This is a genomic window from Salmonella sp. 32031103-2018-00083-FB-01-SM-01 (assembly GCF_017571995.1).
Classification (GTDB): Bacteria; Pseudomonadota; Gammaproteobacteria; order Enterobacterales; family Enterobacteriaceae; genus Salmonella; species Salmonella enterica.
Genome location: NZ_JAGEQL010000008.1, coordinates 14,579 through 33,458 on the forward strand (window position 1 = coordinate 14,579; position 18,880 = coordinate 33,458).

Below are 18,880 nucleotides of genomic sequence, written 5' to 3' on the forward strand. Positions count from 1 at the left end.
GTTGCCGCCTTGCAGCAACGCGAAATTCGTCGGATTTTTAATATACGATTAAACGCTGTAGTACAGCTCAAACTCTACCGGGTGCGGGGTCATACGCACGCGGTCATCTTCTTCGCGACGCAGCGCAATATACGCATCGATCGCTTCATCCGTGAACACGCCGCCTGCTTTCAGGAACTCGCGGTCCAGGTCCAGCGCGTTCAGCGCTTCTTCCAGAGAACCCGCTACCTGTGGGATCTCTTTCGCTTCTTCCGGCGGCAGGTCATACAGGTTTTTGTCCATGGCTTCGCCCGGGTGAATCTTATTCTTAATCCCGTCCAGACCGGCCATCAGCAGGGCGGCAAAGCACAGATATGGGTTAGCCGCCGGGTCCGGGAAGCGAACTTCGATACGGCGCGCTTTCGGAGACGCCACCACCGGAATACGGATGGAGGCGGAACGGTTACGGGCGGAGTAGGCCAGCATCACCGGCGCTTCGTAACCCGGGACCAGACGCTTGTAGGAGTTGGTGGTCGGGTTCGCCAGGGCGTTGATGGCTTTGGCGTGTTTGATGACGCCGCCGATGTAGTACAGCGCCTGCTCAGACAGACCGGCATATTTGTCGCCAGAGAACAGGTTGGTACCGTTCTTCGCCAGCGACATGTGGCAGTGCATACCGGAACCGTTATCGCCGAACATCGGTTTTGGCATAAAGGTCGCGGTCTTACCGAAGCGGTGAGCCACGTTATGCACGACATATTTGTAAATCTGAATTTCGTCGGCTTTTTTGGTCATGGTGTTAAAGCGGGTCGCCACTTCGTTCTGACCTGCGGTCGCTACTTCGTGGTGGTGCGCTTCAACGACCAGGCCCATCTGCTCCATGACCAGACACATTTCAGAACGGATATCCTGCGCGGAGTCAACTGGCGGAACCGGGAAATAACCGCCTTTCACGCCCGGACGATGGCCTTTGTTGCCGCCTTCGTACTTGGTAGAGGAGTTCCAGGCGCCTTCAATATCGTCAATCGCCACATGTGAGCCGGAGATAGATGCGCCGAAGCGGATGTCGTCGAACAGGAAGAATTCAGGTTCCGGCCCAAACAGGACGGTATCGGCGATACCGGTCGCGCGCAGGTAGTCTTCCGCACGTTTTGCGATGGAACGTGGGTCACGGTCATAACCTTGCAGAGTGCCGGGCTCCAGGATGTCGCAACGGATAATCAGGGTGGAGTCGGCGAAGAACGGGTCGATAACCGCAGTGGACGCATCGGGCATCAGCACCATGTCGGATTCGTTAATGCCTTTCCAGCCGCCGATAGAGGAGCCGTCAAACATTTTGCCTTCTTCAAAGAATTCGGCATTTACCTGATGAGCAGGAATCGTGACGTGCTGTTCTTTGCCTTTGGTATCGGTGAAGCGCAGATCGACAAACTTCACTTCGTGCTCGTTCAGCATCGTCAAAACGTGTTCAGCGGACATACTTGTACTCTCCCGGATTGGTCATGGTCGGTCGTCGTGGTAACGAGATCTTCAATTCTGCTGGCCGTGTCGCCGTAAAAATATAAAGCGAAATCTGTGCCAACTTTCACATTGCCCCCAAAAGGCGTTATCATGCGCACCATCGTGCAAAAGGGCTGCACCACGGTGACTATGTTGCACCAAAATAGTGCTTCAATGTGAACATTAAGCACCACATTGGTGCAATAGAACGCAAGCCACCCTTTTAACGCTCCGTGAAAGCGATCACAAAGAGACTCTGCAATACTTGTTTGCGGAGGATGTTTGTGATCCTGTTTTGTAGTGCGATTAATCCGTGTACAATAACGCGCTATTTCTAATGCCTGAGGCAAAGTTGTGATCGAAAATTTGCGTAACATCGCCATCATCGCGCACGTTGACCATGGTAAAACTACCCTGGTTGATAAGCTGCTCCAGCAATCCGGTACGTTCGACGCGCGTGCCGAAACTCAAGAGCGAGTGATGGACTCCAACGATTTGGAGAAAGAGCGTGGTATTACTATCCTCGCTAAAAACACCGCTATTAAATGGAATGATTACCGTATCAACATCGTTGATACTCCCGGGCACGCTGACTTCGGTGGTGAAGTAGAGCGCGTCATGTCCATGGTTGACTCTGTGCTGCTGGTGGTTGACGCATTTGACGGCCCGATGCCGCAAACGCGCTTCGTGACCAAAAAAGCCTTTGCTCATGGCCTGAAACCTATTGTGGTTATCAACAAGGTTGACCGTCCTGGCGCGCGCCCTGACTGGGTTGTTGACCAGGTATTCGACCTGTTTGTTAACCTCGACGCGACCGACGAACAGCTGGACTTCCCGATCATCTACGCTTCGGCGCTGAACGGTATCGCGGGTCTGGACCACGAAGATATGGCGGAAGACATGACCCCGCTGTATCAGGCGATCATTGATCATGTTCCGGCGCCGGACGTTGACCTCGATGGTCCGTTGCAGATGCAGATCTCCCAGCTGGACTACAACAACTACGTTGGCGTTATCGGCATCGGCCGTATCAAACGCGGCAAAGTGAAGCCGAACCAGCAGGTCACTATCATCGATAGTGAAGGGAAAACCCGTAACGCGAAAGTAGGTAAAGTGCTGACGCATCTGGGTCTGGAGCGTATCGACAGCGATATCGCCGAAGCGGGCGATATCATTGCGATCACCGGTCTGGGCGAGCTGAACATTTCCGACACCATCTGCGACCCGCAGAACGTTGAAGCGCTGCCGGCGCTGTCCGTTGATGAGCCGACCGTGTCTATGTTCTTCTGCGTTAACACCTCGCCGTTCTGCGGTAAAGAAGGTAAGTTTGTGACTTCTCGTCAGATTCTTGACCGTCTGAACAAAGAGCTGGTGCATAACGTGGCGCTGCGCGTTGAAGAAACCGAAGATGCGGATGCGTTCCGTGTATCCGGTCGTGGCGAACTGCACCTGTCCGTGCTGATTGAAAATATGCGTCGTGAAGGTTTCGAACTGGCGGTTTCCCGTCCGAAAGTTATCTTCCGTGAAATCGACGGTCGTAAACAAGAGCCGTACGAAAACGTGACGCTGGACGTCGAAGAGCAGCACCAGGGGTCTGTCATGCAGGCGCTGGGCGAGCGTAAAGGCGACCTGAAAAACATGAATCCGGACGGTAAAGGCCGCGTACGTCTCGACTACGTGATCCCAAGCCGTGGGCTGATTGGTTTCCGTTCAGAATTTATGACCATGACTTCCGGTACGGGTCTGCTGTACTCCACCTTCAGCCATTACGACGATATTCGTCCGGGTGAAGTGGGCCAGCGTCAGAACGGCGTACTGATCTCCAACGGTCAGGGTAAAGCGGTGGCGTTTGCGCTGTTCGGTTTGCAGGATCGCGGTAAGCTGTTCCTGGGTCACGGCGCGGAAGTTTACGAAGGCCAGATTATTGGTATTCACAGTCGCTCCAACGACCTGACGGTAAACTGCCTGACCGGTAAGAAACTGACCAACATGCGTGCGTCCGGTACGGATGAAGCGGTGATTCTGGTTCCGCCAATTAAAATGAGCCTTGAGCAAGCGCTGGAGTTCATTGATGACGACGAACTGGTAGAAGTCACCCCTACCTCTATCCGTATCCGTAAACGTCACCTGACGGAAAACGATCGCCGCCGTGCGAACCGTGGTCAGAAAGAAGAGTAATTAACGCTCTTACGGATAAAAACCCTGCCGAAATGAAAACTCGGCGGGGTTTTTTTATTCACATTGATAAAGGGATAAGGTTGCCAAAAAATCAGCAATCGCTGGCGTATTATGCCGACCAATGACAATGGTCAGCGAGCGAAGCTTTGGCAGATCTTCATCGGTTAACATCAAATTAATGAGCTGTTCCTGGGTTAATTCATTGTCCCAATCAATATTAAATCGCTTATTCATTTGTTTCCCTTCTCTATAAGCATGAATATGGTAAAACGCTTTACGAATATTATCATGGCGCTTAGGGGCGGGATATCGGGAGTCTGATTCAGGATGAATGAGCGGGCAGAACAACTACCCGCTGTGATGCAGATTCGGAAAATAGAGGCGATAATATCAGAAGAAATACTTCGCCCCGATACGAATCTGGTTTTGCTCTCTATGGTAGGGGCCCACGTTACGATCTAACCAGCGTAATTCAAAATAGGGCAACCAGTGTTCATTGATACGATAACGGAAGGTATTAGTGATTTCCCAATGATGCTTCGTACCATTACTACTATTAAAATCATTAACGTTATAAAAATAGTGTGGTTCAAAGGTATAAGAAAATTTATCGGTAATGATAAAATTCCAATAGTTACCGATTTCATAGCTGTCATTATTATCCAGTTCGCCATTCAAATCGGTTGAACTATAATTATTGTGATTATATCGGTTACGTACCGTAAGATTAAACCACGGGGTAAATTTATAGTTAACATCCAGATAGACGGCGCCGCCGGAACCAATGCTTTTGTCGTTTATTAACCCACCAGGCTGGATGGTTAATTTATCTGTAGGTTTAAATAACGGATACCAGCCCTCAATCTCATTATAACCGTGCTTTAATTCATCATCACGCTGTAGCGTATAGGTATTGGTCAACATAATTCCGGCACCCATATCGGAGTTATAGCCGACGCGCAGCATAAACTCCATTTGGTCAGACGCCAGGTTATAGGCCTCACGGTTTTCTACATAAGCGCCAGCAAAAACAGAGGTGGATATTACTGAAGTTAATATCACTAGAGTATTCAGAGATTTCATAATAAATCCATTTTTCAAATATAGGGAAGCCGCCATCCATCGGGATGGATAAAGCGGCAAGCGTCGTTTAATTATTTACAGTAGAAATACTTTGTTTATTATTAGTCGCGACAATTTGATTACCTGTTTTCTTTCGTTGGGCAATTTCCTCGATAATAAAAGCGAAACGTTGTTCATTGAGCTTATAAAAAAAGCCCATCGTTAGTGCTGCGATAATGGCAAGACCGCAAGGCCATAAAAAAATGAGCTGACGCAAACCAAGCAACGTGGTGTCACTTTGAGCTATGTTGGGGATATAACCGATTTGCGTCAGCATAATACCTGGCAAAAAGCCAGCAAGCGCAGCGGAAATTTTGCGGGAAAAGGTATAACCCGTGTACACCGAGCCTTCAGCGCGAATACCCGTTTTCCATTCACCGTAGTCAACCGTATCCGGAACCAGTGCCCAGTTCAGGCTGTTGACGAAAGCGGTACCGAAGAAGGCGATACAAGAGAAAATGACAAAATAAAAGGAGTTATAACCCCAAAAATAATTTAAAACATCGCCCGCGGCCCATAAAAGCATACCTGCTAAATACACGCGTTTCTTGCCAAAGCATTTTACGGTCCAGGGAACTAACAAAACACCAATAATTACACAGCCCATACTAAAAAAACCCATCCAGGATAATAGGTTAATGTCATTTAGTACATATTGGGTATAATAAACTTGAATAGCGAGCTTGATATTAAATGCTGCTAGTGTACACAAATTTGCAATGCATAGAACTAATAGTGGTGGGTTGTGAAAAATTGCACAAAATGATTTGATGATGCTTGCCTTATGTCCCGGCGATGGGGGCTCAATGTAATGTTCTTTGGTTCCTTTATAACATAGCATAATAAAAATGAAACCAAAGATAGAGAAAGTTAAGGCTGCATAACCATAACCAATGGTAGTTGTAGAGAATAAAGATTGAAGTGGAATAAAAGCAACCGTACAGATTAATAATCCTATTGTTGCCCCTCCCTGCCGAAAAGCTGCCAGTTGTGCGCGTTCATTTGGATTTTTTGTTATTGCTGGGATCATAGCGCCATATGAACAGTTCATTAGACTGTAAAACAGTCCGAATAACATAAATAGACCGGTAGCAATAGCGGTCTTTATCGGCAGACTAAATGTTGTAGCAATAAACTGAACTGTCGCAATAATTGCTGATGGTACTGCTGCATACAGAATGAAAGGTCTAAATTTCCCTCTGATTCCAATGTTTTTTTGAGAATCGAGAAGAAATCCGGTTAGCATATCTGTAAATGCAGTAAAGAATTTTGCTATGAGGAAAATAACCCCGCCATAATATGCAGGCATTCCTAGCTCATCTGTGTAAAACTTGAGCAAATATAATGTGCCAATGCTTAGCATTAGATTAGAGCCAATATCACCCGCACCGTAAGCGAGTTTTTCTCTCAAGCTTAGTTTTAGCGTTAGCGGATCATGGTCAGGCATAACCACTCCTTACAACGCCCCGAAGGGCATCAGTCATTATTATTGTTAAGCAGTACGTTTACGTGCTTCTATTTCCTCAACGATACGTATGTACATTTTCTCGTTGAGGTTGTAAAAACAGCCCATTGTAATCATGGCCAACACTGCGAGGGCACAAGGATATATGAAGATCAACTGACGTAATCCTTCAACAGTGCTGGTTGATTGCACCACGTTGGGTATGTAGCCAATTTGAGTAAGCATCCATCCGGGAAAAAATCCAGCCAACGCTTGGGACATTTTGCGAAAGAAGGTGAGCCCGGTATAGACCGTCCCTTCGGAACGAACACCTGTACGCCATTCACCATATTCCACTGTGTCCGAGACTAGCGCCCAGTTCAGGCTGTTGACGAATGCTGAACCAAAGAATGCCAGACAGGAGAAGGCCACGAAGCTCACCGAACTGTCGCCGAAGCTGTAGTTAAGCAAATCACCCACGGCCCAAATTAGCAGTCCGCCGATATAGACTTTTTTCTTACCAAAACGGCGTACAGCGGTAGGCATTAAAAATACGCCGATGAAGATACAACCCATACTGAAGAATCCCATATAGGACAACAGAATCGGATCGCTCAGCACGTACTGGGTGTAGTAGACCTGAATCGCCAGTTTGACATTAAATGCCGCAAGGGTGCAAAGGTTGGCGACGCACAGAATAAACAACGGGCGGTTACCGGCGATGGCGCGAAAGGATTGCAAAATTCCTGCTTTTTGTGCGGAATCAGCCTGTTTGACCTCGACATAACGCTCTTTGACACCCGCATAGCAAAGCCACATAAATAGCAGCCCGCATAACGAGAAAAGAGCAGCGGTTACGCCATATTGCAATTGTTGATTGCCTTCAATCAAATTCATTACTGGTACAAAAGCAACGGTGCCAATGAGAAGGCCTAAGGTGGATCCGCCCTGGCGCCAGGCTGCCAGCGAGGCACGTTCATTTGGATTTTTGGTTATAGCTGGCACCATCGCGCCATAAGAGCAGTTCATTAGGCTGTAGCATAATCCATACAGCATAAACAGCAGCGTTGCGACGACCGTTTTGCCCGTAATTTCTAACGGTGTTCCTATAAAGTTGGCTGTAGCCAGCAGTGCTACTGGGAATGAGCCATACAGAACGAACGGGCGAAATTTACCTTTCGGTCCTATTTTTCGCCGCGAGTCGAGCACAATACCAGTGCCCATATCGGCAAATGCGGTAAAGAATTTAGCGATTAAGAAAATAATCCCACCATAGGTTCCCGGAAGACCGAGGACATCTGTGTAGAATTTCAACAAATAGAGTGTGCCAATATCCAGCAGAATATTGGAACCCAGATCGCCTATGCCATAAGCTATTTTTTCTTTAAGCGGCAGGCGTAGCGTTGCCGGATCAGCAGAGGTCTGACTCATTATTTTTCTCCATCTGCCCGCAGGTTTCCCTGCGGGCGAGTCGTATTAGATATTCCGTAAAGAAGCAAAAAGTGAAGCCCACTCGCTCTTCGCGCGATAGAAGACCGGCGGTTTGCCAATGGGCGCATCCACGGTAATTTCACCGCCGTGGTGAGCTTCGCCGGTCCAGATATTCACCCAGTGATCTTCCGGCAGATACAGCGTCCAGTCGCAACGCCCCTGCTCGTGAACCGGCGCGACCAGCAGATCCTGACCGAGCAGATATTGATATTTCAGGGTGTAGGTTGCGGCATCGTTCTCGTAGTGCAGGAATAGCGGACGCATGACCGGCAGACCGGTAGCCGCGTTTTGCGCCACCGCCTGCTTGAGATACGGTTTCAGCGTGGTAAAGACGGTGGTCATGCGGGCAAAGTGGGCAATAGTTTCCGCGTCGCCGTCGAACTGCCAGTTATCGCCGGGGCGGTTGCCTTCATGGGTGCGCATCATCGGCGTAAAGGCGCTGAAATCGCACCAGCGCAGCAGCAACTCTTTGCTGCGTTTCATGTCAAACAGGGTGGTGTAGCCGCCGATATCGCTGTGATGCAGACCATGGCCGGTCATCGCCAGCGACAATGCCGCAGGCACTACAGAGGCCAGACCATCATCAAGGCTCCAGTCAACGTTCTGGTCACCTGCCCACATCATGGTGGAATATTTCTGACTGCCGGTGTAACCCGCACGCATAAAGAACAGGATCTCGCCGAGTTTGCCGGTCTCCTGTAGCGCTTCGTAGTTACATTTCGCCCACAGCGCAGGCCAGGCGTTATGCATGATCTCGGCGCTGACGCCGTTGTGCAGATACGTGTCGGTCGGCAGATATTCGCCGAAATCCGCCATCCAGCCGCTGCAGCCGAGCGCGATCATGTTCTTTTTGATGACGTCTTTGAACCAGTCGTAAGCTTCAGGATTGGTCAGATCGACCACGCCGCCATAGAATTCGCCAAACTCGACCAGATAGTCGCCGCCCGTGGCGTCTTTCGCCAGATAGCCGTGTTTCGCTGCCTCGGCGCAGAGGTCTTTATCACTGGCGACGTATGGGTTGATATAAGAGAGGAACTGGACGCCTTCTTCTTTCCACTGTTTGATCCGGCTATCCAGCTGTGGATAGTTGTCGCTATTCCACTTCCAGTTCCACATCACGCGCTTGCCGAAAGAGGTCATGCGGATACCGGACCAGTCCTGCGCCCAAATACCGTTCACTTTTACGCCTGCGTTGCGCATGGTATCCAGTTTTTGCTGGCAAACTTCCGTACCGCCCTGAATGCCTAGCGTGACGCCGTCATAAACCCAGTCCGGCAGCTCCGGCTGGCGGCCTAACAGCGCAGTCAGTTTTTCCAGCAGGGCGATGTAGGTGTCGGCACACTCAAAACGCAGCGTAGTTTTATCTTCCCACAGCGCCAGTTCGTGATACTCCGGCGCGCTGAAGTCGAAATTCATATAGCAGCTATTATCGACGTGGCAGTAATACTTCTGCGTGCTGACAAAGGTCGGTTGCGGGAAGAAGGTCCAGTAATAGTCGCCGCCGGCGTTCTCTTTACAGTCTGCCTGCCAGGTGACATAGCTGGTTTTATTACGGCCAACGCCCTGTTCGCTGGTCCACAGCGGGAACGGCTTGCCGCGCAAATCGAAATAAGAGAACTGTTCGCCGCAGCCGTAGATATGGTCATCTGGATTAGCTGCGAGGCGTAACCAGATACGGTTATGGTGCAGGTCGTCGTTTTGCAGATCCAACGTCAGGCGTCCCGCCTCATCGGTGGAGATGCGAAGGGTGGCGCTAATTGTTGCGCCACAGCTGAATTGTACCAGCCAGCCGTCGGGTAGCTCGCTGACCGTGGCCTCCGTTAATGCAATCTTCTCGTTAAGTTTGTCTTTGATGCTAAAGTTGCCGCGAAACATGTCAATGTCGGCAACGCCCGCGCCAATCCACAGACAGGGATTTTCGGCGCTGTGACGTAAAATCAGGCGCTGGTGGTACGTCAGCGTAAAGCCCTCAATGTTCTTTTCTATCAGGACAGAGGATAAATGCTTACTTTGCGTGCTCATAAAATATTCTCCATGAAATTGAGGAACGCGAGCATACTGATTGTTTATGATTCGTTATTATTCATTAGCCTTAAATAGTTATGCGCTACTCTTGAAGTAGCGCCTGAACAAAGCAAGCACTTATTATTTGCTGGCATCCACTTTACGAATCTCAGCAATTTTTTTGCCTAAAAGTATTTGTAATATTGCCAACAGTACAAATGGTGGTAGAAGCGCAGTAGCCGCTGAAACACCTAATGCACCTTTTATTAACATTGCACCCGAAGCAATTAATAATAAAAATACTAAAACGCGGAATACTTTTACCGAAATACGCTTATGAACATATTGCCCGACTAAGGAACCGAGTATCATGGTAGGGATACAGAAAATAACCAGTTTAAATGTTGAAATTGTTAATATTCCACTGGTTGCCAGGCCGCCGACAACTGCAATGTTGTTTGCCGTAAAGAATGCATTCAGCGTACCGCGAAAAGCGGCTGGGCCAAGGTTACGTAGCATTCCATACATCACAACTGGCGGTCCATTTGTGGAAAAGGCCGCTCCTAGCGCCCCAGCTATCGCCCCTAACGGTGCAGCAATCCAACGTCTGTCATAGATGGGTAGACGGGGAATAAACATACTGTAGAATGAGTAGAGAATAAGAAAACCACCCAATCCTATTTTCATTATGTGATCAGGTAGATAGGAAAGTGCATATAAACCTACCGGAATGCCAAGAAAAGAGAAGCCGATAAGAACGGCAGCCGATCGCCAGTCCGTTTCTTTACGAGATAACCATGTGGCATAAATGGCGGTCGCTGTTCCGACAATAACAGAAAGTGGTGTTGCCATTTTTACAGGTAGCATTAGGGTTATGAGCGGCATGGTAGTCAATCCACCACCAAAGCCAGCACATATTCCTACGAATGTATAAAGAAACATTAAGGCGATAACGGTGTATATAACACCAGGTTCCAACATCACGCCATCAGGTGTAAATAAATTAAAGAAATCCATTATAATTCCTTCATTATCAAATTCTAAAATATTACTTTGACTGTTTTAAGTCAGGGTAATAGGTATCCTGCACAAATAAATACATGAACTATATGCATTCACCACAAATATTAAAAAACAATATATGCTGTTGTTTTGGTTTAAGTAATAGTAAGTCGATCCCAGAATTAAAGGCATTCGGCGGACAACTCATCGGTTCGATAGCTAATCCCCGGCGATTCAACTTTTCGCCACTATAGACCTGAAGCCACGGTTGATCGGAACATAAACTAACAGCCAGTTCCTGTTGATGGTTAATAATTTTCGCCTCCCATCGCTCGCTGTAAGTTTTGAAAGTATGATCAATCCGTTTATCACCAATTTTTTGTTGGATGGAATAGTCCAGATTCAGCTCATCGACGCGTAGTAACGTTGATGAGTTAGACTGTGTATCGAAAGCAAAAACCTCTTTTGCAGGAAGTTGCAGCGTATAATCATCAACAGGTGCTAAGTCACAGGTTAAGTAGGGGTGAACACCGACGCCATAAGGTGCTGGTTTATCGCCGATATTTTGGCTAATTATTTCAACGGACAGCCCTGTTGTTGCGTCCAGTGAGTAAATAACCTGCGAAATCAATGCGAATGGGTAGCCATAGCTTGGCGGTAAAAATATGGAGAACGAGGCTTTTGTGGCTGTTAATTCATCAACTTGCCAGTCTCTCCATGCAAGCAAGCCGTGAATAGCGGCGTTAGAGCCATGTTCATTAATCGGCAACTGATACTCATGCCCATCATGCTGATAGATACCATTGGCAATACGATTTGGCCAAGGGATTAATACCTTACCCAGATGAGCAAGAGGCATCTCTTCTGGTTTATGAGGTATAACCAGATGCTTGCCCTGCCAGGTTAATTCGGCAAGACCGGCACCCACTGAAACTATTTGCGCCCGGTAATCACCTGCAGCGAGTAATATCGTATTCCCACCACTATGCATACATATCACCTTAATATTAGATACCCTTACTAAACAACGGCATATGCAACGTTCATTTGCTGATATGCCGTCGTTACCAGGCTTATTTATTTCGCATTGATATCTAACAAACCTGCTGCTACGGCTGGTGCCAGCCCTGGAGCGAGCGGGATGCGTGGAATTACCAGACAGTGCAGAAGATGATATATATCCTGCTTACCGTCCCAGACTTTAGTGGTCACCTTGTTGTCAGCATCCAATTCTTGCCACCAGGAACCATTTTCATAGTCCATCAGGTATTTAATGCAGTAATCCCACCATGTTTGATACCAGGTTTCGTATTGACGATCCCCTGTTACGGTATAGAGGGCATAGGCTGTCCCCATCGCTTCTACAATTGGCCAGCGTACACGTTCACGTACAACGGGTTTCCCTTCCCAATCAACGGTATACACAATGCCGTCTGCTCCATCCGGAGCCCAGGCATCACGTACCGTAGCGTGGAACAAACCTTTCGCGTCTTCCAGCAGCCATGCAGGGGGTTGTTCGCATCTGGCTTCCAGTGCTGCGTGGATATGCAGCATTAAACGACCCCATTCGATCCAATGACCTGGAGTACCGCCAAATGCACGGAAACGGTGTGCTGGATTTTCTTTGTTATAGTCGCGGATAGGATTCCACTGTGAATCGAAATGTTCATTAACACGGTAATGATTATTTCTGGCTACATCATGAATAATGACTGATGCGATTCTGATAGCGCGATCCAGCCATTTTTTGTCATGGGTAACGTCATAAACAATCAGGAACGCTTCGACGGCGTGCATATTGGCGTTACCGCCACGGTAATCTTCGGTTTTGCTAAAGGCTTCGTCCCAGGACTCCAGGCACATCTGCTCTTCTTCACTCCAGAAGTATTTCTCAATCACTTCTATGGTGTAATCCAGCAATTTCCTGGCTTCAGGATGACCGGTCGTGACGGCGCTGGCCGCGCCCAGCAAGGCGAAGAAGTGTTGATAACCCTGTTTAGAGGCATCTACCACGCCCTGATCGTTAACGCAGGCATACCAGCCGCCGTATTTTTTATCGCGCAGCGCGCCGTTCATGGCTTTGATGCCATGATCGACCAGATCATAAGCGCCTGGTCGGCCCATCGACGCCGCCACGGAATAAACGTGCAACATACGCGCCGTGATCCAAAGATGGGTGCCCATCTCTTCTTTAATTTGCCCTTTATTTCCCAGCCAGCCGAAGCCTGTCGGCACCACGGCGTTTTTACCGAAATTAAAGATGCGGTCGGTTTCCTGCTCCAGCCAGCGGTTGTGGCTCAATGTGTTAAACCATTTCATTCTTTCATCCTCGTATTAGCGGCGACAAGCCATCATTTCATCGACAATGTCACCTAAACGTTGCAATTTAGGCGCGGAAACATCACGTAGCATCAGCTCGGTATCCGGTAAACCAATCACTGATGACCAGACCGCGCGTCCCGCCAGGAACCCGGATGCGCCAGCTTCCATGGCGACCCTGACCGCGCGAGGGAACAGTTTTTCGTCCACACCGGAAGAGAGGATGACCCACGGCATATTGATATGCCCATTCAGGCGTTGTGAGGCGGTAAGAAGATCGGAACGCGCGCCTTTGCCGTAGAGCGGCATTTCAACTTTGTAAAGATCGGCGCCGCTGTCGCCCAGCTCTTTGGCCGCATCGATAATCGCCTGCTCGCGATCGAACTTGTCGCCGCAGCGCGGCGGACGTACAACCGGTTCGATAATGCTCAGCAAACCATTGGAGTGGCATAATTCATTGAATTCTTTGACCATATCCAGACGCTGCTGCGCGTCTTCGTCGCTGCGCCACAGCACCAACAGTTTTAAGGCTTTCGCGCCATCCCGTTTTACCGCTTGCGCATTAATTTTTTTATCAATGATCACGTTATCAACGGGAATACCGTTGCCCGGGATGAAATCATCTGCCGCGACGATCATGGCGCAGCTTTTAGCGACCGCGTTTTGTTCTACGGCCTGGCGATAACAGAACTGCTGATCCAGCAGAACGGCAGAGGCATACGGGGAAAGAATTTTCGCCGCATTCACTTTGAAATCCGTCAGCACGCTATCGGCAACGGGTGTTTTCGCACCAGCAGCAGCAAACATTAAACGCATCGCCTCGCGCTGATCGACAGCCAGCATGGCAAACCCGCCGGACGCTCGCGTAATGTCTTTGATGGTGTAGTTGTTCATTCAATTTTCCTTTATACAGTCGTTACTTTTTTACGTTGGCGGTCAGCCCGGCGCTGATGCGCACCTGTTCCAGGATGGCGCTCCAGTCTTCCCGACCGCGGCCTGCGGCCCGCGCCAGGTTATAAACTTCCCGGGAGGCGGCACCGAGCGGCATCGGTACGTGCAGTTGATTGGCGACATCCAACGCGATGCCAAGATCTTTGTGCGCCAGATCGATCATGAAGGCGGGAGACAGATCCCCTTTCATCACTTTATTCGGCCAGGTGGTGGTGAAATGCCCTTTGCCTGCGGCAGTGCCGCTCATCACTTTTAAAGCCACGTCGAAGGAAAGCCTCAGCGCTTCACACAGCACGGCGGCTTCGGCGGAGAGCGCATTTAGCGCAATACTCATGTAGTTGTTGATCAGTTTTACGCGAATACCCATTCCCGGGCCGCCGGTGTTGACCAGCTCATTACCCATCGCCATCAGAACAGGGGTAGCGCGTTCTACTTGCTCCGCCGTACCGCCTGCCAGCAGCAACAATGTGCCGGTAATCGCGTTGTCGGATGTCCGGCCTACCGGCACATCCATCATGCTGAACCCTTTGCTCTGCATGTCGGCAATCAGCTTATCGGTTTGCAACGGATGAATAGTGGACATATCAATGACCAGCGCTTCACGGGAAAGAGTTTCACAAACGCCTTGCTCGCCAAACAAAACGGAACGAACCAGATCGCCGTTCGGGAGCATGGTGATAACAAATTCAGCGCCGATGGTTGCCTGAGCCGGGCTGCTTGCAGGTTGCGCGCCTTTGTCTACCAGACGCTGTACGGCGTCGGGATTAACATCGAAGACGCTGAGTTGATGGCCCTGCTTTAGCAGATTGCTCGTCATAGGAGAGCCCATCTGTCCCAACCCGATAAATGCTATAACTGCCATATCGTTCTCCTGAACACGGTGGTGTCATTTTTTGTCATTAATGAGCCTTTTTCTGTCTGTTTGTGATCGTATTTGTAATTTATAGTCAAAAAATTGACAGCCGTCACTTTTTAAACATTTCGTGAAATTAAAATGAGCACATCGAAAATGCTTGAGGAATGACCATGGTTCGTATTGCTTGTGTAGGTATTACCGTGATGGATCGCATCTATTACGTGGAAGGATTACCGACAGAAGGGGGTAAATATGTGGCGAAGCGCTATACGGAAGTGGGCGGCGGGCCTGCAGCGACCGCTGCCGTGGCTGCGGCGAAATTGGGCGCGCAGGTGGACTTTATTGGCCGTGTGGGCGATGACGACACCGGAAACAGCCTGCTGGCGGAACTGGAATCCCTGGGGGTAAATACCCGCTATACCCGCCGCTACACGCAGGCCATGTCGTCGCAGTCAGCGATTATGGTGGATGCCAAAGGAGAGCGGATTATCGTTAATTATCCCAGCCCGGATTTATTGCCTGACGCCGGCTGGCTTAACGACATCGATTTTTCGCAGTGGGATGTGGTGTTGGCGGATGTGCGCTGGCATGACGGCGCAAAACAGGCGTTTACGCTGGCGCGTCAGGCTGGCGTCATGACTGTTCTTGATGGCGATATTACGCCGCAGGATATTAGCGAGCTGGTGGCGTTAAGCGACCACGCCGCCTTCTCCGAGCCAGGGCTGGCACGCCTGACGGGGATGAGCGAAGCCATTGATGCGCTAAAAAAAGCACAAATGCTCACAAATGGACATGTCTATGTCACGCGAGGCAGTGAAGGCTGCAACTGGTTGGAAAAAGCGGCGGTACGCCACCAACCGGGTTTTACCGTGGAGGTGGTGGATACTACCGGCGCGGGCGATGTTTTTCATGGCGCACTGGCATTTGGCCTGGCAAGCGGATACGCCATCGAAGAGGCTGTCAGATTCGCCAGCGGCGTTGCCGCGCTGAAGTGTACGCGCCCAGGTGGCCGGGCGGGTATCCCTGATTGTGAGCAAACCCGATCTTTCTTGTCACTTTTTGTATAATATGAGCAGTAGGAAGCTTTTAGAGGAATGCTCATGAGTCTTACCGAACTGACCGGTAATCCGCGACACGATCGGCTGTTAATGCTTATTGATGAGCGCGGCTATATGAATATCGATGAGTTAGCCAGTTTGTTGGAGGTCTCTACCCAGACGGTTCGCCGCGATATTCGTAAATTAAGCGAGCAGGGGCTGATTACGCGTCATCACGGCGGCGCCGGCAGAGCGTCCAGTGTGGTCAATACCGCCTTTGAGCAGCGAGAGGTCTCCTGGACGCAAGAGAAAAAAGCCATTGCGGAAGCCGTGGCTGACTATATTCCGGATGGCTCCACGATATTTATCACGATTGGAACGACGGTTGAGCAGGTGGCGCGCGCGCTGCTCAACCATAATCATCTGCGCATTATCACCAATAGCCTGCGCGTCGCGCACATTCTTTATAATAACCCTCGTTTTGAAGTGATGGTGCCTGGCGGCACGCTGCGCCCGCATAATAGCGGCATTATCGGGCCATCCGCGGCGGCGTTTGTGGCGGGGTTCCGGGCTGACTATCTCGTCACCAGCGTAGGCGCGATAGAGAGCGATGGCGCGTTACTGGAGTTTGATGTCAACGAAGCCAGCGTAGTGAAAACCATGATGGCTCACTCGCGACATATTTTGCTGGCCGCCGATCATACGAAATACCATGCTTCTGCGGCGGTTGAGATCGGCAATGTGTCACAGATTACCGCTCTGTTTACGGACGAGTATCCCGGTCCGGCATTACAGAATTTACTTCAATCCCAGCAAATCGAAGTGGTTCAGGTGAGTCCTTCGCTGGACGACGCCGTTTCAGCGTGACAAGCGCCCTTGCGCCGGAGGGTCGCGTCAGCGCTTTATCCGGCCAATAAAACGGCGCTGTGATGCAGGCGATATTGAACATCGTCTGCGTTTCTATTGTCTTTTTGTTAATTGATTTATAAAGGGATACATAGTCAAACTTCTCCTTTCCCGCTACAGTTATTCATCCCCGGTTAGCAAGGAGAATGACATGCTCTACATCTTTGATTTAGGTAATGTGATTGTCGACATCGACTTTAACCGCGTATTAGGTGTGTGGAGCGATCTGAGTCGAGTACCGCTGGCTTCGCTGAAGCAAAAATTTACGATGGGCGAGACTTTTCACCAACATGAACGCGGTGAGATAACGGACGAAGCGTTTGCTGAAGCTTTCTGTCATGAAATGGCGTTATCGCTCAGTTATGAACAATTTGCGCACGGCTGGCAGGCGGTATTTGTCGGATTACGGCCCGAAGTGATTGCTATCATGCATAAACTGCGCGAGCAGGGGCATCGCGTGGTGGTGCTATCCAATACTAACCGACTGCATACCCACTTCTGGCCGGAGGAATACCCGGAGGTGCGCGCTGCCGCCGACCATATCTATTTATCGCAGGATTTGGGAATGCGTAAGCCGGAAGCGCGTATTTATCAGCACGTCCTGCAGAAAGAAGGTTTTTCCGCTGCCGATGCGGTCTTTTTCGACGACAATGCCGATAATATAGAAGGGGCCAACCAGTTGGGGATCACCAGCATTCTGGTGAAGGATAAAGCCACCATCCCTGACTACTTCGCGAAGCTGTTATGCTAAAAACCGTTCACCAAAAAGCTGGACGCCATACGCGCCCTGTTCGGGCCTGGCTCAAGCTATTATGGCAGCGTATCGATGAGGATAATATGACGACTCTGGCGGGAAATCTCGCCTATGTCTCATTACTCTCCTTAGTACCGCTTATTGCCGTCGTTTTTGCCCTTTTCGCTGCTTTTCCGATGTTTTCTGATGTCAGCATTCAGTTACGCCATTTTATTTTTGCTAACTTTATGCCAGCCACCGGAGACGTGATTCAGCGCTATATTGAGCAGTTTGTCGCTAACTCCAACAAAATGACGGCGGTGGGCGCCTGTGGACTGATTGTGACGGCATTGCTGTTGATGTACGCCATTGATAGCGCCTTAAACACTATCTGGCGCAGCAAACGCACACGGCCAAAAGTGTACTCTTTTGCGGTGTACTGGATGATCCTCACGCTCGGCCCGCTTCTCGCTGGCGCCAGCCTGGCGATCAGCTCCTACCTGCTTTCTTTACGCTGGGCCAGCGATCTGAATACGGTCATCGACAATGTATTGCGCATCCTTCCGCTGCTGCTCTCGTGGATCTCATTCTGGTTACTTTACAGTATTGTCCCAACAACTCGCGTACCGAACCGTGACGCCCTTGTCGGCGCGTTTGTCGCAGCGTTGCTGTTCGAGGCCGGAAAGAAAGGTTTCGCGCTTTATATCACCATGTTCCCGTCATATCAGCTCATTTATGGCGTACTGGCAGTGATCCCTATCCTGTTTGTCTGGGTATACTGGACCTGGTGTATAGTCTTGCTTGGCGCAGAAATAACTGTCACTCTCGGGGAATACCGAAAACTCAAACAAGCCGCAGAACAAGAAGAAGCTGACCAACCATGATTGCATTAATTCAACGCGTAACCCGTGCCAGCGTCACCGTGGAGGATGAGGTGACGGGTGAAATCGGCCCAGGACTTTTGGTGTTATTGGGTGTCGAAAAAGAAGATGACGAACAAAAAGCGAATCGTCTGTGCGAGCGCGTGCTGGGATACCGTATCTTCAGCGATGCTGACGGCAAGATGAATCTGAATGTACAACAGGCTGGCGGCAGCGTGCTGGTGGTGTCGCAGTTTACGCTGGCGGCAGATACCGAGCGCGGTATGCGACCAAGCTTTTCCGGCGGGGCTGCGCCGGATCGCGCGCAGGCGCTTTATGAATATTTTGTCGAACGCTGCCGCCAGCAGGCGATAAACACGCAAACCGGACGCTTCGCTGCCGATATGCAGGTTGAGCTGGTTAATGACGGTCCCGTGACATTCTGGCTCCAGGTATGAGTCAGCTTCCGGCGTGGCCGCGGATAACAAGAGAGAGTAC

The 18,880-nt window shown here is 49.9% G+C and carries 16 protein-coding genes and 2 pseudogenes; 6 read left to right on the forward strand and 12 right to left on the reverse strand.

The features are described 5' to 3' along the window. Nucleotides 1-48: 48 nt before the first annotated feature. Entirely contained in the window at nt 49-1,458 is a 1,410-nt protein-coding gene (gene glnA / locus J4614_RS19620) for a glutamate--ammonia ligase (RefSeq protein WP_001271699.1), read from the reverse strand. 375 nt (nt 1,459-1,833) lie between these two features. Here glnA and typA point away from each other — a divergent pair, with 375 nt between their 5' ends. Then, entirely contained in the window at nt 1,834-3,657 is a 1,824-nt protein-coding gene (typA, locus tag J4614_RS19625) for a ribosome-dependent GTPase TypA (protein WP_000572060.1), read from the forward strand. A 54-nt stretch (nt 3,658-3,711) separates the two neighbouring features. On the opposite strand, the pseudogene J4614_RS22210 reads toward typA, so the two are convergent. The 11 genes and pseudogenes from J4614_RS22210 to yihU all read right to left on the reverse strand — a co-directional run. After that, nucleotides 3,712-3,783: pseudogene (locus J4614_RS22210) on the reverse strand (hypothetical protein); the annotation flags it as partial. After that, nucleotides 3,784-3,891, reverse strand: a pseudogene (locus J4614_RS19630) (cytoplasmic protein); the annotation flags it as partial. It abuts the pseudogene before it with no gap. Between the two features lie 156 nt (nt 3,892-4,047). After that, on the reverse strand, nt 4,048-4,740 hold the full coding sequence (gene ompL / locus J4614_RS19635) for a porin OmpL (protein ID WP_000838828.1): 693 nt from the start codon (nt 4,738-4,740) through the stop codon (nt 4,048-4,050). A gap of 67 nt (nt 4,741-4,807) precedes the next feature. Continuing rightward, complete coding sequence (locus J4614_RS19640; RefSeq protein WP_001112785.1) at nt 4,808-6,226, reverse strand: MFS transporter; 1,419 nt, start codon at nt 6,224-6,226, stop codon at nt 4,808-4,810. Nucleotides 6,227-6,271: 45 nt separating this feature from the next. Then, nucleotides 6,272-7,654, reverse strand: coding sequence for an MFS transporter (locus J4614_RS19645; RefSeq protein ID WP_208293296.1), 1,383 nt, complete (start codon nt 7,652-7,654; stop codon nt 6,272-6,274). A gap of 45 nt (nt 7,655-7,699) precedes the next feature. Further along, nucleotides 7,700-9,736, reverse strand: coding sequence for an alpha-glucosidase (locus tag J4614_RS19650; protein ID WP_000107275.1), 2,037 nt, complete (start codon nt 9,734-9,736; stop codon nt 7,700-7,702). 123 nt (nt 9,737-9,859) lie between these two features. Beyond that, complete coding sequence (locus J4614_RS19655; protein ID WP_000345334.1) at nt 9,860-10,735, reverse strand: sulfite exporter TauE/SafE family protein; 876 nt, start codon at nt 10,733-10,735, stop codon at nt 9,860-9,862. 88 nt (nt 10,736-10,823) lie between these two features. After that, entirely contained in the window at nt 10,824-11,726 is a 903-nt protein-coding gene (locus tag J4614_RS19660; RefSeq protein WP_024131638.1) for an aldose-1-epimerase, read from the reverse strand. A gap of 71 nt (nt 11,727-11,797) precedes the next feature. Beyond that, nucleotides 11,798-13,039 carry a sulfoquinovose isomerase gene (gene yihS / locus J4614_RS19665; RefSeq protein WP_000870940.1) on the reverse strand — a complete coding sequence of 414 codons (1,242 nt, stop codon included), beginning with the start codon at nt 13,037-13,039 and terminating at the stop codon, nt 11,798-11,800. Nucleotides 13,040-13,054: 15 nt separating this feature from the next. Further along, nucleotides 13,055-13,933 carry a sulfofructosephosphate aldolase gene (yihT, locus tag J4614_RS19670; protein WP_001067409.1) on the reverse strand — a complete coding sequence of 293 codons (879 nt, stop codon included), beginning with the start codon at nt 13,931-13,933 and terminating at the stop codon, nt 13,055-13,057. A 22-nt stretch (nt 13,934-13,955) separates the two neighbouring features. After that, on the reverse strand, nt 13,956-14,852 hold the full coding sequence (gene yihU / locus J4614_RS19675) for a sulfolactaldehyde 3-reductase (RefSeq protein ID WP_000268257.1): 897 nt from the start codon (nt 14,850-14,852) through the stop codon (nt 13,956-13,958). 164 nt (nt 14,853-15,016) lie between these two features. Here yihU and J4614_RS19680 point away from each other — a divergent pair, with 164 nt between their 5' ends. The 5 genes from J4614_RS19680 (at nt 15,017) to dtd (ending at nt 18,840) form a co-directional block, all read left to right on the forward strand. Further along, on the forward strand, nt 15,017-15,913 hold the full coding sequence (locus J4614_RS19680) for a sugar kinase (protein ID WP_001528888.1): 897 nt from the start codon (nt 15,017-15,019) through the stop codon (nt 15,911-15,913). 33 nt (nt 15,914-15,946) lie between these two features. Next, complete coding sequence (locus J4614_RS19685; protein ID WP_000059693.1) at nt 15,947-16,750, forward strand: DeoR/GlpR family DNA-binding transcription regulator; 804 nt, start codon at nt 15,947-15,949, stop codon at nt 16,748-16,750. Between the two features lie 190 nt (nt 16,751-16,940). Beyond that, entirely contained in the window at nt 16,941-17,540 is a 600-nt protein-coding gene (yihX, locus tag J4614_RS19690; RefSeq protein WP_000965695.1) for a glucose-1-phosphatase, read from the forward strand. Then, nucleotides 17,534-18,406, forward strand: coding sequence for a virulence factor BrkB family protein (locus J4614_RS19695; RefSeq protein WP_000921423.1), 873 nt, complete (start codon nt 17,534-17,536; stop codon nt 18,404-18,406). The genes yihX and J4614_RS19695 overlap by 7 nt, the downstream gene beginning before the upstream one ends. Beyond that, nucleotides 18,403-18,840: a D-aminoacyl-tRNA deacylase gene (gene dtd, locus J4614_RS19700; protein WP_000560969.1), complete on the forward strand. Its 438-nt coding sequence runs from the start codon at nt 18,403-18,405 to the stop codon at nt 18,838-18,840. Before J4614_RS19695 ends, dtd begins: the two co-directional genes overlap by 4 nt. Nucleotides 18,841-18,880: the final 40 nt, after the last annotated feature.